Genomic DNA, 23077 nt, shown 5'->3' on the forward strand with positions numbered 1-23077 from the left:
CCGGAAAGGAGGGGCGAAGTGTTCAGGTTGAACCGGAATGAGCGTTCACATTGGTCCGGAAATGGTGTTCACGTTGAATCGGAATTGGTGTTCATGATCGGCCGGAATATGCACTGCCAACGGCAACGATACAATGCCATCACCTTCTCGGCTGGCCATCGCTCACGCGGAAGATTGGTCATCCATATACAGAACCGTTTTTCCTCTGCAAACCAACGTCTTATGAGTCGATATTTATACTTTCCCGAACTCACATCCAGATCCAGAACCTCGGCTCTGCAGCTTCTCCGATCGATATCCTTGAGCTTTTTTCCGAGTAACTTGGGCATTTCCCTGCCGTCCTGTCGGTAAGCTGCCTGTACTTTGGGATTGAGATTTTGACTCCCTCTGACCAGATAGCTTCCTTTGGCTTTGGTCACATCAGCAAAGTACTCGCGGCTGATGTAACCGGCATCCGCCAATAACAGTTTGTTATTTAACGAATTTGCGGCCGGAAGATGCTTGCGCTCCGATTCGGTATCCGCCGTGATACTCATCGATATCGGCGACTGGTCCAGCAAGGACATGGTCATATGACACTCTACCGCAGCGGGGCTGTGCTTATTGAATCGGCCCGGGAAATGTTCTGCCAATTGCGGATGTAACGCGAATGACGACCCGTCCTGCAGCAGTACCTGCTCAAAGCCTGCCAGTCCGTGGGCGTCCGGTAGACACTCCTTGAGGCGTAAGGCGATGGCTCGTTCAACCAGTGCGCGCATGAACAAGGGAAAACCCTGCTTGCGTAACTGGTTGTGAAAGGGTTTATACGCTATTTGGTCAGTATCATGGAGCTGCAACGCATTGAAATGGCGATGCAAACCAGCAATACCATCCACCTTGTCGCAACCAAGCCCTGAGAGCAGAGCCGGGAGTAGTCTCGCAGGCTGGATATCCCGGAGTCGCTGACAAAAACCGGTAAATTTACCGATCCGGTTGAGTTCAGAAGAGCTATGAAGTTGCTTGAGGTACTGGGTTGCATTTATAATAGTCATGGCTTCGGGCGTGTCGGTTTTTTTTTGCGATTAAATCAGATCACAAACGAAGCCTTTTTTCTATCTATTTCAATTGGTTGTAGCTAAAGATCCTGTACATGACAGGTCACTGCAGCGGCCAAACTGTTGCCACATCTCAGTTCAGGAGGAAACGCAATGACTCAGGAAAGGATCCAGACCCGCTACCCACTCGGCGGCCCCTTCGCCACCCAGGCTGAGCTGGAGCAGGCCATCACCCAGGCCATAACGACCCACAGACAAGATTTCTTCCCTCTGCTGGAACGGCTGGTGGACGTGGGGGACACCCGGGTCAACCTCAGTCAGGAGAACCCGCTGCGGGTGCTCAGCATCGAACTCGCTGACGGCCGTGAAGGAGTGGCCCATATCAACTACGAGTCCAACTTCGCCGAGAGCTGCCTGATTATCAACGAATACGACCAGCACCAGACCAGCCTGGCCTTTCGCCTCGACGGGGATGCACTTATCTTCGACGTCGAACTGCCGATCGCGTGGAATTTCAATAACTGAAGATTCAGCGGTGTAATGCCGCCTGGTTGCTACACCCGGTCAGCCAGCTCCCCTCACCCTAACCCTCTCCCAAAGGGAGAGGGGATCAGCCCGTGCCAACCTCCAGCCGTGGTAGTCACTCCATACTCTGCTGTTATTTCAGGCGCCTGTAATCTTCCCCATATGGCTGTCATCTGAATAGCAATATCCAGCATATAGCCACCATAACCCTCACTCATGTACAGGATCTTTAGCGGCAACCAATTGAAATAGATATAAAAAAGGCTTCGTTTGTGATCTGATTTTATCGCCAAACAAAATCAACACGCGCGAAGCCTATGACTATTATCAACGCTAATTACTATCTGGAGCAACTCTTGGCTCCCGCCGCACTCGAGCGCATTGCTCGGCTCTGCAAGTTTTGTCTGCGTCAGCGTGCCATTACCCCAGCCATGCTCGTACCTGCACTGCTGCGGGCCATGGGAGGCGACCAGGTCAATGACATTGCCGGTTTACACCGCCATTTCAATGCCTTGCAACTGGTAAACACCCATCAGGTTTCTTACAAACCGTTTCACAATCAGCTGCGCAAAGAGAGCTTTGCCCTGTTTATGAAAGCCCTGGTCGAGCGGGCCATCGCCTTGCGTATCGACCATCAACTCAAAGCAGCCTCCCTCGGCGCGTTCAAGCAGGTGTTACTGCACGATGGCACCTCCTTTGCGGTGCATCGGCGCCTTGCTGCTGATTTTCCCGGCCGGTTCAAGACCATCAGTCCGGCAGCTATCGAGTGCCATATGACCATGTCACTGTCGGAGCAGAGCCCGTTGTGCATGAGTGTGTCTGCCGATACCGCAGGGGAACGGCAATTTCTGCCTGAAGCCCACACGCTGACCAACTGCCTGCTGCTGGCTGACGCAGGTTACATTGACAGGGCTTGGTTTGAGCAGGTGAACGACGCTGGCGGATTTTATCTGGTGCGCGGCACGAAAAGCCTGAACCCCAAGATAATCCAAGCCTGGCGCGGTGATGGACGGGAAGTACCCAAGCTGGCGGGACTATCTCTGAGAGAGGCCGGACGGCGACGCTGTCGGGCCGAGGTACTGGATATGGTGGTGAAGTCCGGCCAGGTCGAGTACCGGTTGATCCGGCGCTGGTTTGCTGAGGAAAAGCGGTTCTGTCTGTGGATGACGAACCTACCGCGAGCAGCATGGTCAGCAGAGCAGGTGATGAGCCTGTATCGCTGCCGTTGGCAGGTGGAGTTGTTATTTAAAGAGTGGAAATCGCACAACCGGCTCAAGGGGTTTGTGACGGGCGAGAAAGCGATTGCCGAGGGGTTGGTGTGGACGAGCCTGCTGTCGCTGGTGATGAAGAGACGGGTCGCGCAGAGTGTGATGAGTGGGGCGCTATCGATGCTGAAAGCGTCGAAGAACAGTGCGACGTGGTGGCTACCGCTATTGGAAGCAGTGGCCCATAGGGCGCTGACAGAAATAAGGGAAAGATTGGAATGGGCTGCCGATTATTTGGCCAAGAACGCCTGCCGAACCAAGCAGAGAAAGTCGATACAGAACAGGACCTTGGAAGGCGTTTTAAATGGACTCGCCGCTTAAGGTCCTGTACATGTAAAAGACTTAGGGAAGGTGCGAACAAGTCCCTGATATGAGATCATGTTTGTCATCTGGAGCCATGGAACAGGGTTCATCATGAGTCATCAACTTACCTTCGCCGACAGTGAATTCAGCAGTAAGCGCCGTCAGACCAGAAAAGAGATTTTCTTGTCCCGCATGGAGCAGATTCTGCCATGGCAAAACATGGTGGAAGTCATCGAGCCGTTTTACCCCAAGGCTGGTAATGGCCGGCGACCTTATCCGCTGGAAACCATGCTACGCATTCACTGCATGCAGCATTGGTACAACCTGAGCGATGGCGCGATGGAAGATGCTCTGTACGAAATCGCCTCCATGCGTCTGTTTGCCCGGTTATCCCTGGATAGCGCCTTGCCGGACCGCACCACCATCATGAATTTCCGCCACCTGCTGGAGCAGCATCAACTGGCCCGCCAATTGTTCAAGACCATCAATCGCTGGCTGGCCGAAGCAGGCGTCATGATGACTCAAGGCACCTTGGTCGATGCCACCATCATTGAGGCTCCCAGCTCGACCAAGAACAAAGAGCAGCAACGCGATCCGGAGATGCATCAGACCAAGAAAGGCAATCAGTGGCACTTTGGCATGAAGGCCCACATTGGTGTCGATGCCAAGAGTGGCCTGACCCACAGCCTAGTCACCACCGCGGCCAACGAGCATGACCTCAATCAGCTGGGTAATCTGCTGCATGGAGAGGAGCAATTTGTCTCAGCCGATGCCGGCTACCAAGGGGCGCCACAGCGCGAGGAGCTGGCCGAGGTGGATGTGGACTGGCTGATCGCCGAGCGCCCCGGCAAGGTAAGAACCTTGAAACAGCATCCACGCAAGAACAAAACGGCCATCAACATCGAATACATGAAAGCCCGCATCCGGGCCAAGGTGGAGCACCCATTTCGCATCATCAAGCGACAGTTCGGCTTCGTGAAAGCCAGATACAAGGGGTTGCTGAAAAACGATAACCAACTGGCGATGTTATTCACGCTGGCCAACCTGTTTCGGGCGGACCAAATGATACGTCAGTGGGAGAGATCTCACTAAAAACTGGGAATAACGCCTTAAATGGCGACCTGATTACCCATGATTAGCAGTCAGTTACCACGAACTATACTGATCTTACGTACAGTTATCGAGGTGCGAGATCATGGCCAAAAGCAAAATCCAATTCCAGAAAGGCTACAGCCTGTTTGAGTTTCTCAAGGACTATGGCACTGAGGCTCAGTGCGAAAATGCGCTGTTCACTTGGCGTTTTCCTAACGGCTTTGTCTGCCCTGAATGTGCCAACAAGACCTGTTGTCGCCTGAGAAGGCGGCCACGTGTGTGGCAATGCAATCACTGCCGTCACCAGATGTCATTGACTGGAAATACGATTTTCGCAAACACCAAGCTCCCACTGACCAAGTGGTTTCTGGCAATGCACCTGTTGTCACAAACCAAAACAGGCTTGTCAGCGATGGAGCTAAAGCGCCAGTTGGGCGTCAAATATGACACCGCCTGGATGCTCAAGCACAAGCTGCTGCAAGCCATGAAAGAGTCCGATGACAAGCAGCCCATCAGCGGCATCATTCAGCTCGATGATGTCTACTGGGGTGGCGAGCGCCGTGGTGGCAAACGGGGTCGGGGCGCGGCAGGCAAGACGCCGTTTGTGGCAGCAGTGGCCCTGAACAAGGAAGGACATCCAATCAAGATGCGGATGACGGTGGTCGATGGTTTCAAAACCAAGTCCGTTGCTGATTGGGCAAAACGGCATATTGCCAGTGGTAGCGCGGTGATATCCGATGGATTGGCCTGTTTCAAAGCGGTCAAGGAGGCCAATTGTGAGCACCTGGGTGTTGTCACCGGGGGCAACCTGGACTGGCTGGATCATCCGGCATTCAACTGGGTAAACACGATGATAGGAAATGTGAAAAACTCGCTGCGGGGCAGTTGCCATACGCTCGGAGCGAAGCATTTACCAAGGCATCTTGCGGAATACTGCTTCCGGTTTAATCATCGTTTTGACCTCAAGAGCATGTTGGTTGAATTGGGGCATGCAGTCGTGGCAAGCCCTCCGATGCCATATCGGCTCTTGAAGCTGGCTGAGGGTCATGGGTAATCAGGAATGGCGAAGAAACGGTCTAAATAGGCTGATTCAAGGCATTTACGGGAGAAAAAACGGCTCAAACATGAAGAAATGAAATGACTGAGTCAGCCGAGAAGAATTTCCCCGCTTATTCGCACCTTCCTTAGACGCAGAGCGTACCGATTTGGATGCGCGATTACGCGAAGCCATTGATAGTTGGGATCCACGTTGCCCCAGGCGCTGGCTAGCTAAATATGGCGGTTGGCGAGTTGAAAAACGATCACTCCTCACACAGCGATATTGTGCGATACGCGACGAAGCCCAAGCCTTGCTGACAAGTAGTTAGCCAGGAAGTTTATTGTGATTACCTGAACAAATTGCTCCATGGGTAGTCCAATGTGCCTACCCATCACCCAGCGTAATGACGGAATTACATGTCTATCAATCCGAATCCACCTTTGCCGCGTTACTTGCAAGTAAGCACATTGGCTGCACGAACAGCCGCGAGCAATCAGCGCCCGTGAAGCCGCAGACGTGTTTGGCGTCTCGCCTTGGTCCATAGAGCGAGATTTTGCCAGGGTTCGAGCGTTGTCCGGGATCGTTGTGTTCGATGAGCAACGAGTACCCAGCAAGGGTGGGCAGCAGTATCTACTGCGGGTGCTGCAGGTAGACCGGAAACAGCAGATCTATTGGTTAGGGAAGGCTGCTGACGGTGGCGTACCCAAGGCGTTGTTCGAGCTGGTGGATTTACAGCATAAATAAGGTGAACTGGCGCAGGCCAGAGCCAGTTATGCCAAGGCCGCCCAACAAGGACACATTCTCGCCCAGTACACCTACGGTGAAATGCTGCGTCTGGGACAAGGGGGAAAAGAGGATTACGCGCTTGCTCTCAAGCAGTATCGCCTAGCGGCCCAGCAGGGCGACCGCCAAGCCCAATACCGAATGGGGACATTGCGTGAGGAAGGCTTGGGGGCACCTCGTAACCGGGTGCATGCTTATGCTTGGCTGTCACTGGCGGCGACAGAAGGAATGCCTGAGGCTGTACGGGCCCGTGATGAACTCGAGGCCGCGATGACCAAGCCGGAAGTCAAACAAGCGCAGAAACTCTCTGAGCACTGGTTTGGCAAGATGTCATCAACGGCTAAGAAAAGCTAAAAAAAAGAACATAGAAGGAAGCGGCCTTGGTGGGCCGCTTCCTTCTTATTCAGTTGGTGAATTACCGGATACAAACTCAGCCCACGCATCCATCATTGGACGCCGCTGATCCAGCAAGTCCGTGCGGTGGTAGGCGGCTTCTACCTTGTTCTGCACTGTGTGAGCTAATGCTCGTTCAGCGAGATCCCGCGCATAGCCCTGCTCGCTGCACCAGTCTCGAAAGCTAGAACGAAAGCCATGAGCAGTGGCCATTCGGCCAGGTGTGCAACTCCCTGCTTTGGCTCTTCTCAGAAACATCGTCAACACTGTGTCTGAGAGCGGTACTTGGTCTCTGGGGGATGGGAATACCAACTCGTCATGTAATCCCCTTAACCCTTTCAGGATTTCGACGGCACGAAGAGATAACGGAACACGATGTTGTTGTTTGGCTTTCATACGCTCGGCAGGCAAAGTCCAGACCCTTGCCTCCAAATCGACTTCTGACCACTTCATGGCTCTGACTTCACCTGAACGGCAAGCAGCCAGGATCAAGAACTCCAGCATGGAGCGGGTTACATCGTACTGTTGCGTTGTTCTCAGATGTTTTTGCACAAATGCAGGGATATCACGCCAAGGCATTGCAGGCTGGTGTTCTACACGCACAGATTTGCTGGGTTGAGCCGGTAATAGGTGGCTTACCACATCCACTGGGTTTGCAGAGGTATAGCCATGGGCCCATGCCCAAGCCATGACTGCGTGTAGCCTCTGTTTAACACGGCTTGCCGTTTCCGGGATCGTCAGCCATATCGGTTGCAAAACGGAAGCGATATGAGCTGGGGTGATGGTATCAATGGAGATAGTGCCAATTGCAGGAAAGGCATACTGTTCCAATGTGGTGATCCATTGCTTGCCGTGTTTTGGGTTCTTCCAACCAGGTAACAAGCTTTCGTAGACGAGTCTGGCGGATGCTTCCAACGTCGGGATCTTCGGCTTGTTCTGCTCCTGCAGCCGGATCTCTAGTGGGTCCAGATTATTCGCCAGCTGTTCCCGCATTGCCTGGGCGTCTCGAGCAGCGTCAGCGATAGAGATCTCGGGGTAAGTCCCGAGGCCAGCGTTACGTCGTTTCTTCGTCAGTGGGCTGACATAGCGGAACACCCACTTTCCTCTGCCCTTGATGGTAGAGGGGTGTAGCGTCAACCCGGTGACGCCACCATGAGCAAGGGGCTTATCTTCAGGCTTGATGTTGCGGGCTTTGGTATCGGTGAGGATTGCCATCAGGTAACCTCCTTGAGAATTGAATATGCCACTCAGTATGCCACCAAGCATGCGCAGTGGTAATATGTGATTGGGATGGATTGGACTGTGTTTGTTTCTAATATACTGATAGTAAATGGCTTGCTGGATTGGTGTGGAGTTGATTGGACTTAATTACGGCGGGCACCTCCTCCGCCATCTATACGGCCCATCTCAATCATTGATTGAGATGGGCCTTTTCGTATTCGCGTGCCACTAGCCCAGCGCCATGGCGCGCTCATCCTGGTCTTCGAAGGTGCGACGTATGGTGCCAAGCACGCAGGGCATGATCATCGCGCCCCCCAGGGCCAGCAGCACCCGCGCGCCTATGAGCATGGCGGGCGTCGGCGCAAAGGCGGCAAGCAGGGAAGAGACCCCGAAGATGACCAGCCCGGTGAGCAGCAGACGCCGGTTGCCGATGCGGTCCGCCAGTGTGCCCATGGGCACCAGCAGCCCCGCCATCAGCAACGGATAGATGTCGATGATCCACAGTACCTCGGTCGCGGATGCGCCCAGGGCCTGGGTCAGGGAAGGCACGGCTATGTGCAATATGGTCATGTCGATGACCACCGGCAGGAAGGCCAGCATGACGGCCAGCAGCACCAGCCAGCGGCGTTGGGTGTCAGAGAACATGGATTGACTCCTCCGTAATGATGAATGAACGGGGCTGGCTGCGCTGACCTCAACCCCCGCTGTCTGGCTGCCCTCGTTCAGGCCGCAGGGCAGGAAGGTGGGCTGCAACACTGGCATCATTGCTCCCCCCTGTGCACTCGCCGGGCCCGCCAGACCTGAAAGCGCTCCTGGGTGCCGATGACGAAGACAAAAAAGACCGGCACGAAGAAGATGGCCAGCAGGGTGCCGCTGATCATGCCGCCGAACACGCCGGTGCCGATGGCATGCTGGGTCTCCGCGCTGGCGCCGCTGGCGAGCATCAACGGCACCACGCCCAGGGTGAAGGCCAGCGAGGTCATCAGGATGGGGCGAAGACGCAGGCGTGCTGCAGTCACAGCCGCGTCTATCAGCGTGCGCCCCTCGGCGTGCAACTGGCGCGCAAACTCGACGATGAGGATGGCGTTTTTGGCCGACAGACCGATGATGGTGATCATGCCCACCTTGAAGAAGACGTCGTTGGGCATATCGCGCAGCATCACGGCGGCGACGGTGCCGAGTAACCCCAGCGGTACCACCAGCATCACCGACAGCGGGATCGACCAGCTCTCGTAGAGCGCCGCCAGCACCAGGAAGACCACCAGCGCCGACAGCAGCATCAGCATGGGGGCCTGGGCCGCTGACTGACGCTCCTGCAACGACTGCCCCGTCCAGGCCAGGGCGAAGCCTTGCGGCAATTGCGCCACCAGGCGCTCCATCTCCTCCATGGCGGCGCCGCTGGATATCCCGGGTGCGGCACTCCCGGAAAGACGCACGGCGGGGAAGCCCTCGAAGCGCATCATCTGCTGCGGGGATTCGCTCCATACCGGTGTCACCACCTCCCGCAGGGGCACCATGCCGCCGCTGGCATTGCGCACCCGCAGGCCGAGCACGTCGTCGAGCTGCATGCGTGCCTTGGCGTCGGCCTGCAGAATGACCTGCTGCATGTGTCCGCCGTTGGGGAAGTCGTTGACGTAAAGCGACCCCATCGCGGTCGACAGTGTGCTGCTCACACTGGTAAACGAGAGCCCCATGGCCTCGGCCTTCTGCCGGTTGATCTCGAGGTGAATGCTCTCGCCGGGGGGCAGGCTGTCAGGGTAGACATCGCTCACCACCTTGCTGTCGGCGGCAAGCGTCAGCAGTTGCGCCTGGGCGGCCAGCAGCGCGGCTTCCCCCCGATTGGCCCTGTCCTGCAGGAAGAGCGTGAAACCCGAAGAGGTGCCCAACTCGTCGATGGCCGGTGGCAACAGGCTCATCACTGTGCCTTCCCTGCTGTTGGCCATGGCCGCTTGAGCCAGCTCTGCTTCTTCGGCGGCCGTGGCACCATGGCGCTGATCCCAGTCTTTGAGCATGGTGAAGGCCATGGCGGCATTGGGGCCTGCGCCGGAGAAGCTGAAGCCCTGCACCACCAGGTTGGTGTCCAGCGCCTCTCGAGAGGCCACATGGGCCTCGAACTCCTTGATCACCGCCAGGGTGCGCTCGCTGGTGGCGCCGGTCGGCAGCTGGATGGAGGTCATGAAGTAGCCCTGATCCTCGTCCGGCAGGAATGAGGAGGGCAACTGGGCGGCGGCGATGGCCAGCACGGCGCAGAGGGCAACGAAGGCCGCCATCATGCGTCCGCTGCGCCCGACCAGCCGGGTCACCCGGGCGCAGTAGCCTGCGGTGAGCCGCTCGAAACCCCGGTTGAAGGCACCTAAGAAGCCGCGCTTCTCATGATGGCTCGGGCTGACCGGACGCAGCAATGTGGCGCACAGTGCCGGCGTCAGGGTCAGGGCGAGGAAGGCCGAAATGAGGATTGACACCGCCATCGACAGGGTGAACTGCTGGTAGATGACCCCCACCGAGCCGCTGCCGAACGCCATGGGGATGAACACAGCCGTGAGCACCAGGGTGATGCCGATCACCGCCCCGGTGATCTCCTTCATGGCCTGCGAGGTCGCCTCTCGGGGTGACAGTCCCCGGGTGGCCATCAGGCGCTCGACGTTCTCCACCACCACTATGGCGTCGTCGACTATGATGCCGATGGCCAGCACCATGCCGAACATGGTCAGGGAGTTGATCGAGAAACCGGCGAGCAGCATCACCGCGAAGGTGCCGAGCAGGGCGATGGGGGCGACTATGGCCGGGATCAGGGTGTAGCGCAGGTTCTGCAGGAAGAGGAACATCACCAGGAACACCAGCACCATGGCTTCCAGCAGGGTGTGGATCACCTTGTCGATGGAGACCTTGACGAAGGGGGCCGAGTCAAACGGGATCGAGTAGACCATGCCCGCCGGCAGGGTAGGGGCGAGCTGGGCGAGACGGGTGCGCACCGCATCGGCGGTGCGCACGGCGTTGGCGCCAGGGGAGAGCTGGATGGCGGCGCTGGTGGCGGCCACGCCGTTCTCCCGGTTGGAAAAGGTGTAAGATTGCGCCCCCAGCTCGACCCTGGCGACATCACCCAGCACCAGCTTGGCGCCATCGGCGCCGGCCCGCAGCACTATGGCGGCGAACTCCTCCGGCGCCGTCAGCTGCCCCTGTACCCTGAGAGGAACCGTCAGGCGCTGTCCCGGCAGGGCGGGTTCGTCACCGACGCGCCCCGGTGCTATCTGGACGTTCTGCTGCTCGATGGCCTGCGCCACCTCGCCTATGGTCAGCCCATAGGCGGAGAGCTTGCCCGGATCCACCCAGATGCGCATGGCCTGCTCGGCGCCAAACAGCTGCACTCGTCCCACGCCGTCGATGCGGCGCAGCTCCTGAACGATATTGCGCGCCATGTAGTCGTTCAGGGCGACCTCATCAAAGCGGCCATCCGGCGAGGTCATGCCGACCATCATCAGAAAACCCGAAGAGGCGGACTCCACCTGCAGACCGTTCTGCCGCACCGCTTGCGGCAGGCGAGGTTCGACCGCCTTGATGCGGTTTTGCACGTCCATCTGGGCCAGATCCGGGTCTGTGCCCGGCTTGAAGGTGGCGGTGATCTGGGCGCTGCCCGAGGCATCCACCGACGACTCGAAGTAGAGCAGGTTCTTCACCCCCGACAGCTCGCGCTCGATAAGGCTCACCACGGCATCGTTCAGGGTCTGCGGCGTGGCGCCCGGATAGGTGGCATAGAGGGTCACCGACACCGGCGCCACCGAGGGATAGCGGGAGATGGGCAGCTTGGGGATGGCGATGACCCCCGCCAGCACGATGAAGAGGGCGATCACCCAGGCAAATACCGGGCGATGAATAAAAAACTGCGGCATGGAATGTCTCCGATTCAGCGGATGCCACCATCAGCCTGCTGGCTGACGGCGGGTGGTTGCCAGGGATGGGCAATGACCTGCGCCCCCGGGGTCAGGCGGTCGATCCCTTCGATCACCACCCGTTGCCCGGCGCTGAGCCCGGACGCGATGCGGTACTGGCGCGCCACCAGTTCAGCGGTGTTGACCGGCACCTGCTGTGCCTGCCCCTGGCCATCCACCACCCACACGCTGGTCTGGCCCGATGTGCGCACCAGGGCTTGCTGGGGCACGCTCAGGGCGCTGGCGTAGTGAGCCCGGGGAATGCGGGCCTGCACGTAGAGGCCGGGCAACAGGCGCCGCTCCGGGTTATCCACCAGTACTCGCAGCAACACGTCGCCGGTCCCGGCATCCACCTCGATGCCGGAGAAGAGGATGTGCCCCTGCATGCCGAGCGGCTTGCCATCGCTGCCGAGGATCTCCACCGCCAGTTCAGGTGCCGTTGAGCCTGCCTGCTGGCGCAGGGTTTCCAGCACAGAGGCCGGTTGGCGGACATCGACATAGACCTGATCGATCTGCTGGATCCTGGCCATGGGGGTGGCATCGGTCGGCGACACCAGGGCACCTTCGCTCACCAGGGCCTGATCGATGCGCCCGGCGATGGGGGCCTCTACGCTGGCAAATTGCAGGTTCAGCTTGTGCCGTGCCAGGGTCGCCTGGGCCTGGGCCACGTCGGCGGCCGCCTGATCCCGCAGGGAGAGGGCGTCGTCATAGGTCTGGCGACTGATGGCCTCGGTGCGCAGCAGCGGCACCAGGCGGTCAACCTGGATGCGGGCGCGCGCCAGCACGGCCTCGGCCCGCTGCAATGCCGCGGCGGCGCTGTCGACGTCTGTCTTGAAGGGGGCCGGGTTTATCTGGAACAGCACTGTACCCGCGCTGATCTCGGCGCCCTGCTCGAACAGGCGGCGCTGCACTATGCCGCTGATCTGGGCCCGAATTTCGGCGCTGCGCAGCGCCGCCACCCGGGCGGGCAGATCCTCGCTGATGACAAGATCTTCTCCTGCCAGCGTCATCACCGATACCTGGAGGGGGGCCGGCGCATCTTGCGCTTGCGGCGCCCCATCGCAACCCGCCAACCCGAATACGGCAATGACTGCAAGCAGGGTGCCCGCATACCGCTGTTTGACAAACATCATACTCACCTAGTTAAACCGTCTCCCCGGCGTGCTGTTGCCGCGAGAGCACATCGAGCGGGCATTATGGAGAGGGGCTATTGCGAATGATTCGAGGCTTTGTGGAGAATCCATGGAGGCGGTGATAAAGTTCAAGCCCACCATTTTCGAGTCCGACCATGTCGTATCTTCCTGCTTCCGCCAGCCCGGCGGCCCAGTCACTGGTACTGATTGCAGAGGATGAAGCCGAGATCGCCGACATCCTCGCCGCTTACCTGCAACGTCACGGATTGCGTACTCTTCATGCCGCCGATGGCCGCGAAGCCCTGGCCATGCACCAGGCATTCAAGCCCGATCTCCTGCTGCTGGATGTACAGATGCCGCAGCTCGATGGCTGGCAGGTGCTCAGCGAGATCCGGGCCCGTGGCGACACGCCTGTGATCATGCTGACCGCCCTGGACCAGGACCTCGACAAATTGATGGGGCTGCGCATGGGGGCGGATGACTATGTGGTCAAACCCTTCAACCCGGCCGAAGTGGTGGCCCGGGTTCAGGCCGTGCTCAGGCGCACCAAGGCCGCAACCCCCGCCACTGCCCGGGTGCTGCGGGTCGGCCCCTTCCAGATCGATCTGGAGAGTCACGAAGCCAGCATTTGCCGCGATGACGGGCAACAGCGGCTGGAGCTGACCCTGACCGAGTTCAAGTTGCTCGCCTCCCTGATGCGGGCGCCGAAACGGGTGTTCAGCCGCGCCGAGCTGCTGACCCACTGCCTGCCCGAAGGGGATACCCAGGAACGCACTGTGGACAGCCACATCAGCAAGCTGCGCAAGAAATTCGAGGCCCACGGCATCCAGGGGGTACCTGCCAGTGTCTGGGGGGTCGGTTATCGCTTCGGTGGCGACGCATGAAACCGGCACCAGGCCTGCGCAGGCAGATCATCCACGCCCTGGGCCTGATGGCGCTTGGCATCATCTCCCTCGCAGTGATCGGCACCTATGTGTTTTATGCCATCGCCGTGACCTACCTGCCCGGCAGCATCTCCGAGAGCTGGATACCCTCGAGGGTGGAGATGATCTGGGTCGGCTCTACCATTCTCATCGCCTTGGGGATGGCGCTGTACGTGGCGGCGCGCCTCTCTCGCCGCATCCTGACCCCCCTCAACTCGGTGGCAAACAGCCTGCGAGAGGTGGCAGAGGGCAGGCTCGACGCCCGCGTGCCGATCGATGAACAGGCAATAGGGGAGACGGCGCAACTGGTGCGCGACTTCAACACCATGGCCGAGCGGCTGCAGAGCATGACCCGCGAGCGGGAGTTCTGGAATGCCGCCATCGCCCACGAATTGCGTACTCCCGTGACCATTTTGCGCGGCCGCCTGCAGGGGCTGGCCGAAGGGGTATTTTTGCCAGAGCGCGAACTCTTCGAAAGCTTGTTGCGTCAGGTGGAGGGCCTCACCCACCTGATCGAAGACCTGCGGGTACTCAGTCTCAACGACAGTGGCCACCTGGAATTGCAACGCTCAGAGGTCAGTCTGGCAGACGAGCTCAGTGTGGTGCTTGACGCCTTTGCCAGCCCCCTGGCCGCGAGCGGTTTCATGCTGAAGCGGGAGCTCGATGCCGAACTTCATGTCTGTTGCGATGCACTTCGCATCCGTCAGGCCCTGATGGCCCTGCTGGAAAATGCCCAGAAGCACGCGGTGCCGGGCATGCTGACAGTGCGCCTGCAACGCTCGGGTGCCCTGTGCACTCTGAGCGTGGAAGATGAAGGTCCAGGCATCGGCGAGGAGGTTGCTGCCTATATCTTCGATGCGTTTCGCCGGGGGGATCCGTCGCGCTCGCGCAAGAGCGGCGGCAGCGGGCTCGGGCTCGCCGTGGTCAAGGCCATTGCCGAGGCCCACGGCGGCAGTGCCCTCTGCCAGCCCAACGGGTGGGGCGGCACCACATTCCTGCTTTCCTGGCCCATCCTGGCCGCTGACGACAGGCCATGACTCCTGCCAGCCTCCTCCTTTATCTGTTGCGGGTGTGGTGCGGGAAGCCTGATCCGCAGCGATGGATGAGCGAGGTTATGCCCTTCTCCACATACCCAAGTTCATCCGATTGATTGGGATGGCTTTTTCTGGTCTGTGAGTTTTCAGCTCCCGTCCCTTCGCCCACGCCATGCTCTTCCTCCATCTCACCGCGTCGGTGCGGCCGATCTCAGGCCAGGGCCGCAGACAGTCCTTGTGCCAGATAACCCATCAGGATGGCCATTCCCAGGATCACGGTGAGGAATGCCACCATCATGGGGGTTCTGAACATCGACTTGAGCAGGATCACCTCGGTCAGACTGGCCCCCGCACTGCCGATGATGAGTGCCATCACAGCCCCCATGCCCATCCCTTTGCCCAGCAGCACAGATGCCAGAGGGATCACGGCCTCTGCCCGGATATAGAGCGGAATGCCCACAACGGCGCTGAATGGGATCGCCAGCGGGTTGTCAGCCCCGGCGTGGGCGGCTATCCACTCTGCCGGAATAAAGCCGTAGATAAATGACCCGACGAGTACCCCCAGCAGCAGGTAGGGCAGCACCTCCCTGAATTGTTGCCAGGCATCCGCCCGCGCCTTGGCGAAGGCCGTGGATCTCACCGGCGCCTGAGTCAGGGCCCCAGTGCCGTCTGCGCAGCAAGAGATGGCTGGCGTGGCCTCGGGTTGTGAGGGCCGGCAAGATGCCTGAGCCTTTAGCGGTGTTACTGACTTGATAGCCTTGCTTGAGCAGCAAGCTGTTGCATTCACACTGGCAGCTTCACTCGTCGTGGTGCCACAACCCGTGCCACAGCTGCTTTGCTTGGCCTCTTTGGGGTCAATCATATGACGCTCGAATCCCAGCATGTCCAGCAGCATGCTCGCCAGTACAGAGACGCCGGCGGCGATAACGCCATACAGGACCGTCAGTTTCCAGCCGAAGGTGACCCACATCAGGCCGACGATGATCGGATTGAGCAGCGGCGAGACGAACAGGAAGGTCAGGGTTGGCCCGAAACCGGCTTTGGCGGACAGGAGTCCGCGCAGCATGGGGATGGTCGAGCAACTGCAAAAGGGGGTCAGGGCACCCAGTAGAGCCGAAATCAAATAGCCTCTGCCTTTTCGAGCCCCCAGCATGGCCTGGATCTTGGTATCGGGGATCTTCTGGCGGATCAGGCTGACGGCGGCACTGATCACCAGGAACAGCACCGAGAGTTCGACGGCCAGGAACACAAACATCCGAGATGCATCCGTCAGCATGGTTAACCAGTCATTCATCTTCATATCCTCTTGAGTTTGACTATATTTCTAAAATAATCGAAGTATGTGGGTGGTCAAGATATTTCTGGTAATATCGAAATGTCATCTATGAAGAGGGTTGGAGCATGGAGTTGGAAGCGGTCGCCAAGGCATTGAAAGAGTTGGGTCACCCGACTCGCTTGTTCATTTTCAAGCACCTGGTCAAGGCCGGGGAGCAAGGCCTGCCCGTGGGAGACTTGCAAAAGCAGCTCGCCATTCCCGCCTCGACCCTGAGCCATCATATTGCGGCCCTGGTTTCGGTCGGGCTGGTCAAGCAGAACCGGGAGAGCCGCACCCTGCTGTGCGTCTCTCAATACGAGGTGCTGGAAGAGATCATCGCGTTTTTCCGCGAGGAGTGTTGTGTGAACGACAAGAGGGAGTGAGGAGATCGACGATAGGCTCTGGCCATGTTGATCATTTCAATAATTCTTGTATAGTTGAAATCATGAAGTGAATGAAGGGGAAGTTCCATGAACAAAGAGATCGCCACCAAGGTATTCGAGTCCCTCGCATCCGGCATTCGCCTCGATGTGTGGCGTCTGCTGGTCAAGGCCGGGTTGGAAGGTCAGGTCGCCGGCCAGCTGGCCAGCGAACTCGACATAGCCCCCAACACCCTCTCGTTTCACCTGAAAGCCATGCTGCACGCGGGCCTGCTCTCGGTGGAGCAGGAGGGGCGCTTTTTGCGCTATCGCGCCAACATTCCCCTGATGCTGAGTCTTATCGGCTACCTCACCGAGGAGTGCTGCGCCGGTCATCCGGAAGCCTGCGGGGTGATGAGGGCCGAATCCGGCTGCTCGCCCCATGTGTTGCCTGCGCAGCCTTGCTGCAATGAGGAGTAGATCATGAGACTGATACAAGTATTCGACCCGGCCCTGTGCTGTTCCAGCGGGGTATGTGGCGCAGAGGTTGATCAGGCGCTGGTGACCTTTGCCGGTGATGCCGAATGGCTCAAGCAGCAGGGTGGCTCTCTATACCGATTCAACCTGGCACAACAACCCCTGGTCTTCGCCGAGACCCCGGCAGTGGCTTCCTTCCTGGAACTGACCGGGGAAGAAGGACTGCCTGTGACCCTGGTGGATGGTCAGGTGGTACTCACAGGTCGTTACCCCAGCCGCGCTGAACTGATCCGTTATGCAGGATTGGCGTTGCCGAAAGCCCCGGGAAGTGATGGCACAGAAGTCGAACCGTCAGATGTCGAGCCAAGCAAAGCGGGCGTCATCAAGGGGATCGTCAAGAGTGGCTGCTGCTCCGGTAGCAGTGGTTGCTGCTAAGCGTCATTGCCTGGCTGGCAAGTTCTCTGTTCGGTCATTTGCCTCGTCGTTTCTGATAGGAGTCTCTCATGTCCTCGTTTCTGAACTACTCGTTTCTCCATGATGCACCGCCGTTTCTCTTCTTCACCGGCAAGGGCGGGGTGGGCAAGACCTCGCTGGCCTGTGCCAGTGCGGTTGCCTTGTGTGACAGTGGCAAACGGGTACTGCTGGTCAGCACGGATCCGGCCTCAAACGTAGGCCAGGTGTTCGATACCCGGATAGGCAACAAGATTACCGCCATAGCGGCGGTCAGTGGGTTGTCAGCACTGGAGATTGACCCGCAAGCCGCCGCACAAGCCTATCGGGAGCGGATCGTTGGCCCGGTGCGCGGCAAGTTGCCCGAGAGCGTGGTGCGCAGCATCGAGGAGCAACTCTCCGGTGCCTGCACCACAGAGATCGCCGCTTTCGACGAATTCACGGCCCTGCTTACCGACAAGGCGTTGCTGGCAGAATATGACTATATCGTCTTCGATACGGCCCCCACCGGGCACACCATACGTCTGTTGCAGTTGCCGGGTGCGTGGAGCGAGTTTCTGGAGCAAGGCAAGGGCGATGCCTCCTGTTTAGGGCCCTTGGCTGGACTGGAAAAACAGCGCAGCCAATACGCCGAGGCTGTTGCTGCCTTGTCCGATGCAGAGAAAACGCGGCTGATTCTGGTCACCCGGGCGCAAGCATCTACCTTGCGGGAAGTGGCGCGTACCCATGACGAACTGGCGACCATAGGCCTTGCCAATCAGCAGCTGGTTATCAATGGCATCTTCCCGGAAAGTGAACTGGTTGATGACCCCTTGGCGACCGCCCTGTGGCAACGAGAGCAGCTGGCTATGGCTCAAATGCCAGCGCTGCTGGCCAGCCTGCCACAAGACAGAGTGCCGCTGTTGGCGACCAATCTGGTTGGGGTCGATAGCCTGCGCCAGTTACTCGGCGCAGCGCCTGTCAACGGGAACCTCGAGGTCGAACGCCCGGCCGCCGAGTCACAGGACCAGCAACATCCCGGCTTGACGCAACTGGTCGATGAGCTGGCCAGCGATGGCCACGGGCTCATCATGCTGATGGGCAAGGGCGGTGTGGGTAAAACCACTCTGGCGGCAGCAGTGGCGGTGGAGCTCGCCAGTCGGGGGTTGCCGGTTCACCTGACCACCTCAGATCCCGCAGCCCATCTGGGAGAGACACTGGCAGGGGCACTGCCGAACCTGGAGGTCAGTCGTATCGATCCCCACGCCGAGACCGAGCGTTACCGTGCCCAGGTGCTGGCCACCAAGGGGGCGAGTCTGGATGCACAGGGCCGCGCCCTGCTGGAAGAAGATTTGCGTTCCCCCTGTACCGAAGAGATCGCCGTGTTTCAGGCTTTCTCGCGGATCATTCGCGAGGCGGGCAAGCGCTTCGTGGTGATGGATACGGCGCCGACCGGCCACACCCTGTTGCTGCTCGATGCGACCGGTGCCTATCACAGGGAAATTGCCCGCCAGATGGGGGGCAAGGGGATGCACTTCACCACCCCCATGATGCAACTGCAAGACCCGAAACAGACCAAGGTGATGATAGTCACCCTGCCCGAGCCCACCCCGGTACAGGAGGCGGCCAACTTGCAAGCCGACCTGCGCCGCGCCAGCATCGAGCCCTGGGCCTGGGTAGTCAATCACATGCTGGCCCCTGCCAGCGTCAGCTCCCCCCTGCTTGCCCAGCGAGCCTATCGCCAGCAGCCCCATATCGAAGCGGTCAAGGAGGAGCATGCCAAGCGTTATGCAGTGGTGCCCTTGCTGGCGGTCGAGCCGGTCGGCGTCAAGGCCCTGCAAGACTTATGTCACCCTGCCCACAAGGAGGGGTGAGACGATGCTTGCGTGGTCGCGGCTTGCGGCCACCAGCACTGGGTACCAACAACCTGTTTTCACCAACCAATCTGATGTTCTCAATGAGACATGGAGCCGCTGCTTATCATGCACCCCTTTGACATCCTGAACCTAGATAATGGCGCCCGCCTTATCTTCACCCCCTGTCCTGGCACCAAGGAGGCTTCCCTGCAAGCCTCCCTCAAGACCCTGCAAGCCGCCGGGGCCGATGCGGTAGTCACCATGATGCCCGATGCCGAGCTTAGCGAATTCAAGGCCGATACCTTGCCCGCCGAGTGCGCCGCGTTGGGGCTGGCCTGGTTCCAACTGCCAGTGGAGGACGATTGCGCCCCCGAGGCGCCCTTTGCCGCCGCCTTTGCCAATCATAAGACGGCGCTGCTGGCTCGCCTGGCGGCGGGCCAGACCCTGGCCATTCATTGCCGTGGCGGCTCGGGTCGTACCGGGCTGATGGCAGCCATCTTGCTGCTGGAGGCGGGCTACGCCCCCACACAGGTCAAGTCGCTGGTGCAAGGGCTGCGCCCCAAGGCGTTGACCCTGGCGCCCCACGTTCACTACCTCAATACCCACTACTCATTCGCCGGTTAAGGAAAACAGCATGACTATCAAAGTTGGTATCAACGGTTTTGGCCGCATGGGCCGTCTCTCATTTCGCGCCGCCTTCGACTGGGCGGATGTGGAATTTGTGCGCATCAATGACCCGGCTGGCGATGCCGCCTCCCTGGCACACCTCATCACCTTCGATTCAGTCCATGGCCGCTGGCATCATGAAGCCAGCGCCGAGGGAGACGAGATGGTGATAGGCAACCATCGCATCCTCTGCACTCGCAACAAGGAGATAGGCCAGACCGACTGGTCCGGCTGTGATGTGGTGATCGAGGCTTCCGGCAAGATGAAAACCAAGGCCCTGCTCAATGCCTATCTGGCGCAAGGGGTGAAGCGGGTCGTGGTGACAGCTCCGGTCAAGGAAGAGGGGGTCCTCAACGTAGTGATGGGGGTCAACCACCACCTCTATGACAAGGCGCAGCACCCCATAGTGACGGCGGCCTCCTGCACCACCAACTGCCTGGCGCCAGTGGTGAAGGTGATCCACGAGCAGCTCGGCATCAAGCACGGCTCCATGACCACCATCCACGACATCACCAACACCCAGACCATACTGGATGCCCCCCATGCCGATCTGCGCCGCGCCCGCGCCTGCGGCCTGAGCCTGATCCCCACTACCACGGGTTCTGCCACCGCCATCACCCACATCTTCCCCGAGCTCAAGGGCAAGCTGAACGGTCATGCGGTGCGGGTGCCGCTCGCCAACGCCTCCCTCACCGACTGCGTGTTCGAGGTGAGCCGCCCTACTACCGAAGCCGAGGTCAACGGCTTGCTCAAGGCGGCCGCCATGAACGAGCTCAAGGGGATCATGGGCTATGAGGAGCGCCCCCTGGTGTCGGTGGATTACAAGACGGATCCGCGCTCCTGCACCATAGATGCACTCTCCACCATGGTGATCAATGGCACCCAGGTGAAGATCTACGCCTGGTATGACAACGAGTGGGGCTATGCCAACCGTACCGCCGAGCTGATGCGCATGGTTGGCCGGATGGACAAGGCGCAAGGATAACCCGGCCATGGCACTGACCCGACTCTCCCCCGAGGCTCGCCAGTATCTGCTGGTGACCGGCAACTACTGGGCCTTTACCCTGACCGACGGCGCTCTGCGCATGTTGGTGGTGCTCTACTTCCATGGGCTCGGTTACAGCCCGCTGGCCATCGCCTCCCTGTTTCTCTTCTACGAGATCTTCGGGGTGGTGACCAATCTGGTGGGGGGCTGGCTCGGCGCTCGCCTCGGGCTCAACCGCACTATGAACATAGGGCTGGCCCTCCAGGTACTGGCACTGGGCATGCTGCTGGTGCCAACCCTCTGGCTGACGGTGCCCTGGGTGATGGGGGCGCAGGCGCTCTCGGGGATAGCCAAAGACCTCAACAAGATGAGCGCCAAAAGCTCCATCAAGTTGCTGGTGCCGGGAGAGGCGCAGGGTCAGCTCTACAAGTGGGTGGCACTCCTCACCGGCTCGAAGAATGCCCTGAAAGGGATGGGCTTTTTCCTCGGTGGCGCCCTGCTGACCCTGATCGGGTTTCAGGGGGCCGTGCTGGTCATGGCCCTGGCGTTGGCGCTGGTGTGGTGCGTCAGCATGCTGACCCTGAAACGGGATCTCGGCAAAGCCAAGAACAAGCCCAAGTTCAGCGAGATCTTCTCCAAGAGCCGCGCCATCAACTATCTGTCGGCGGCCCGTCTCTTCCTGTTTGGTGCCCGGGATGTCTGGTTTGTGGTGGCGCTGCCTGTCTACCTCGCATCCAGCTTTGGCTGGGATCATTGGTATGTGGGGGGCTTCCTGGCGCTCTGGATCATCGCCTACGGTGTGGTTCAGACCCAGGCCCCTCGCTTTACCGGCAAGCGGGAGGGGCGGGTACCCGATGGCAAGGCTGCGATGCGTTGGGCATTGGTGCTGGCACTGACTCCGGCCCTGATTGCCCTGGCGCTCCACTATGAGGTGCATCCGGCCATCAGTCTGGTGGGCGGCTTGATGGTGTTTGGCGCTCTGTTTGCCATCAACTCTTCTCTGCACAGCTACCTCATCGTCAGCTATGCCGGCTCTGACGGGGTATCGCTGGATGTCGGCTTCTATTACATGGCCAATGCCCTGGGGCGTCTGCTCGGCACCCTGCTCTCCGGCCTGGTGTTCCAGCTCTATGGTCTCGAGGCCTGCCTCTGGATCTCCACCCTCTTTATCCTGTTGGCGGCGTTGATTTCAATCGGTTTGCCCCGCCATCAGCCGCCCGTTTCATCCAATCCTCATGGAGTCTCGTGATGAGTACAACAGCCTGCTGCGATCTGCCCGTCAGCAAAAAAATGAGTTTTCTCGACCGCAATCTCACCCTCTGGATCTTCGTCGCCATGGCGATTGGGGTGGGGATTGGTTACCTGTTCCCCCAGGTGGCCCAGTGGAACGAGGCGATGTCGGTCGGAACCACCAACGTGCCGCTGGCCATAGGCCTCATCCTGATGATGTATCCGCCGCTCGCCAAGGTGAATTACGGCACCATGGGCGCCATGACCCGGGATCGCCGCGCCATCACCCTCTCCCTGGTGATGAACTGGCTGGTGGGCCCTATATTGATGTTCGTCATCGCCCTGGTGTTTTTGCATGATCAGCCGGGCTACATGGTGGGTCTCATCCTGATAGGCCTGGCGCGCTGCATCGCCATGGTGTTGGTGTGGAACGATCTCGGCGGCGGCAGCAAGGAGTACGGTGCTGGTCTGGTGGCCCTCAACAGCGGTTTCCAGATCCTCACCTACAGCTTCATGGCCTGGCTGTTCATTACAGTGCTGCCGCCCCTGTTCGGTCTGCAAGGCTTCGCGGTGGACATCACCATGCTGGATATCGCCGAGAGTGTGCTCATCTATCTCGGCATCCCCTTCCTGGCAGGCTTTCTGAGCCGTCACTATCTGGTCAAGGCTAAAGGAGAAAAGTGGTACACCGAGCGTTTCATTCCGGCCATCTCCCCCATCACGCTTATCGCCCTGCTGGCCACCATAGTGCTGATGTTCAGCCTCAAGGGGGAGATGATAGTTGAGCTGCCCATGGATGTGCTGCGGGTCGCCGTGCCCTTGGTGATCTACTTTGTGCTGATGTTCTTCACCAGCTTCCTGGTGGGCAAGAAGCTGGGTATTCCCTATGACAAGAACGCCTCCATCGCCTTTACCGCCACCGGCAACAACTTCGAGCTGGCCATCGCTGTCTCCATCGCGGTATTCGGGCTGAGCTCGGATCAGGCCTTCGCCGGTGTAATAGGCCCACTGGTTGAAGTGCCCGTGCTGATCGGTCTGGTCAACGTGGCCCTGCGCATGAAGCGTAACTATGTCAAAGCGGAGGCTTAA

General features: G+C 59.3%; 19 protein-coding genes and 2 pseudogenes. 15 read left to right on the forward strand and 6 right to left on the reverse strand.

Translation table 11 applies throughout. From position 1 onward, the window contains the following. Window positions 1–83: 83 nt before the first annotated feature. Window positions 84–1031 (reverse strand): annotated as a pseudogene (locus tag G4923_RS07785) (IS4 family transposase); the annotation flags it as partial. A 156-nt stretch (window positions 1032–1187) separates the two neighbouring features. On the opposite strand from G4923_RS07785, the gene G4923_RS07790 reads away from it, so the two are divergent. From G4923_RS07790 to G4923_RS07810, 5 genes and pseudogenes are all read left to right on the forward strand, one after another. Then, window positions 1188–1559, forward strand: a complete 372-nt coding sequence (locus tag G4923_RS07790; RefSeq protein WP_004099020.1) for a hypothetical protein — start codon at window positions 1188–1190, stop codon at window positions 1557–1559. 317 nt (window positions 1560–1876) lie between these two features. Continuing rightward, a complete protein-coding gene (locus G4923_RS07795) occupies window positions 1877–3145 on the forward strand; it encodes an IS4-like element ISApu1 family transposase (RefSeq protein WP_011191342.1) in 1269 nt (422 codons plus the stop codon). A gap of 93 nt (window positions 3146–3238) precedes the next feature. Continuing rightward, complete coding sequence (locus G4923_RS07800; RefSeq protein WP_085044655.1) at window positions 3239–4219, forward strand: IS5-like element IS5 family transposase; 981 nt, start codon at window positions 3239–3241, stop codon at window positions 4217–4219. Between the two features lie 103 nt (window positions 4220–4322). Further along, a complete protein-coding gene (locus G4923_RS07805) occupies window positions 4323–5273 on the forward strand; it encodes an IS1595-like element ISKpn3 family transposase (protein WP_005342491.1) in 951 nt (316 codons plus the stop codon). Between the two features lie 618 nt (window positions 5274–5891). Further along, window positions 5892–6395 (forward strand): annotated as a pseudogene (locus G4923_RS07810) (tetratricopeptide repeat protein); the annotation flags it as partial. Window positions 6396–6440: 45 nt separating this feature from the next. On the opposite strand, the gene G4923_RS07815 reads toward G4923_RS07810, so the two are convergent. From G4923_RS07815 to G4923_RS07835, 4 genes are all read right to left on the reverse strand, one after another. Next, on the reverse strand, window positions 6441–7649 hold the full coding sequence (locus G4923_RS07815) for a tyrosine-type recombinase/integrase (RefSeq protein ID WP_103859016.1): 1209 nt from the start codon (window positions 7647–7649) through the stop codon (window positions 6441–6443). Between the two features lie 234 nt (window positions 7650–7883). Beyond that, on the reverse strand, window positions 7884–8300 hold the full coding sequence (locus G4923_RS07825; RefSeq protein ID WP_205597024.1) for an MFS transporter: 417 nt from the start codon (window positions 8298–8300) through the stop codon (window positions 7884–7886). 116 nt (window positions 8301–8416) lie between these two features. Further along, the gene (locus G4923_RS07830; protein ID WP_163136458.1) at window positions 8417–11542 is read right to left on the reverse strand and encodes a multidrug efflux RND transporter permease subunit; all 3126 of its coding nucleotides are present in this window, start codon (window positions 11540–11542) and stop codon (window positions 8417–8419) included. Window positions 11543–11556: 14 nt separating this feature from the next. Next, complete coding sequence (locus G4923_RS07835) at window positions 11557–12714, reverse strand: efflux RND transporter periplasmic adaptor subunit (RefSeq protein WP_163136460.1); 1158 nt, start codon at window positions 12712–12714, stop codon at window positions 11557–11559. 155 nt (window positions 12715–12869) lie between these two features. On the opposite strand from G4923_RS07835, the gene G4923_RS07840 reads away from it, so the two are divergent. Both G4923_RS07840 and G4923_RS07845 read left to right on the forward strand, forming a co-directional pair. Continuing rightward, window positions 12870–13598, forward strand: a complete 729-nt coding sequence (locus G4923_RS07840) for a response regulator (protein ID WP_163136462.1) — start codon at window positions 12870–12872, stop codon at window positions 13596–13598. Beyond that, window positions 13595–14674, forward strand: coding sequence for an ATP-binding protein (locus G4923_RS07845; RefSeq protein WP_163136464.1), 1080 nt, complete (start codon window positions 13595–13597; stop codon window positions 14672–14674). The genes G4923_RS07840 and G4923_RS07845 overlap by 4 nt, the downstream gene beginning before the upstream one ends. 208 nt (window positions 14675–14882) lie before the next feature. On the opposite strand, the gene G4923_RS07850 is transcribed toward G4923_RS07845, so the two are convergent. After that, the gene (locus tag G4923_RS07850) at window positions 14883–15965 is read right to left on the reverse strand and encodes a permease (RefSeq protein ID WP_163136466.1); all 1083 of its coding nucleotides are present in this window, start codon (window positions 15963–15965) and stop codon (window positions 14883–14885) included. A gap of 107 nt (window positions 15966–16072) precedes the next feature. Here G4923_RS07850 and G4923_RS07855 point away from each other — a divergent pair, with 107 nt between their 5' ends. The 8 genes from G4923_RS07855 to arsB all read left to right on the forward strand — a co-directional run bounded on the left by G4923_RS07855 (window position 16073) and on the right by arsB (window position 23077). Next, window positions 16073–16369, forward strand: a complete 297-nt coding sequence (locus G4923_RS07855) for an ArsR/SmtB family transcription factor (RefSeq protein WP_025327982.1) — start codon at window positions 16073–16075, stop codon at window positions 16367–16369. An 87-nt stretch (window positions 16370–16456) separates the two neighbouring features. Further along, the gene (locus G4923_RS07860) at window positions 16457–16825 is read left to right on the forward strand and encodes an ArsR/SmtB family transcription factor (RefSeq protein ID WP_025327981.1); all 369 of its coding nucleotides are present in this window, start codon (window positions 16457–16459) and stop codon (window positions 16823–16825) included. A gap of 3 nt (window positions 16826–16828) precedes the next feature. Next, the gene (gene arsD, locus G4923_RS07865) at window positions 16829–17257 is read left to right on the forward strand and encodes an arsenite efflux transporter metallochaperone ArsD (protein WP_163136468.1); all 429 of its coding nucleotides are present in this window, start codon (window positions 16829–16831) and stop codon (window positions 17255–17257) included. A 68-nt stretch (window positions 17258–17325) separates the two neighbouring features. Then, window positions 17326–19125 carry an arsenical pump-driving ATPase gene (gene arsA, locus G4923_RS07870; protein WP_163136470.1) on the forward strand — a complete coding sequence of 600 codons (1800 nt, stop codon included), beginning with the start codon at window positions 17326–17328 and terminating at the stop codon, window positions 19123–19125. A gap of 108 nt (window positions 19126–19233) precedes the next feature. After that, a complete protein-coding gene (locus G4923_RS07875; RefSeq protein WP_240455273.1) occupies window positions 19234–19731 on the forward strand; it encodes a phosphatase domain-containing protein in 498 nt (165 codons plus the stop codon). Between the two features lie 10 nt (window positions 19732–19741). Beyond that, window positions 19742–20758: an ArsJ-associated glyceraldehyde-3-phosphate dehydrogenase gene (locus tag G4923_RS07880; RefSeq protein WP_163136474.1), complete on the forward strand. Its 1017-nt coding sequence runs from the start codon at window positions 19742–19744 to the stop codon at window positions 20756–20758. 7 nt (window positions 20759–20765) lie between these two features. Then, the gene (arsJ, locus tag G4923_RS07885; RefSeq protein ID WP_163136476.1) at window positions 20766–22007 is read left to right on the forward strand and encodes an organoarsenical effux MFS transporter ArsJ; all 1242 of its coding nucleotides are present in this window, start codon (window positions 20766–20768) and stop codon (window positions 22005–22007) included. Then, window positions 22007–23077, forward strand: coding sequence for an ACR3 family arsenite efflux transporter (gene arsB, locus G4923_RS07890; RefSeq protein ID WP_163136478.1), 1071 nt, complete (start codon window positions 22007–22009; stop codon window positions 23075–23077). Before arsJ ends, arsB begins: the two co-directional genes overlap by 1 nt.

The organism is Aeromonas rivipollensis, from assembly GCF_010974825.1.
Classification (GTDB): Bacteria; Pseudomonadota; Gammaproteobacteria; order Enterobacterales; family Aeromonadaceae; genus Aeromonas; species Aeromonas rivipollensis.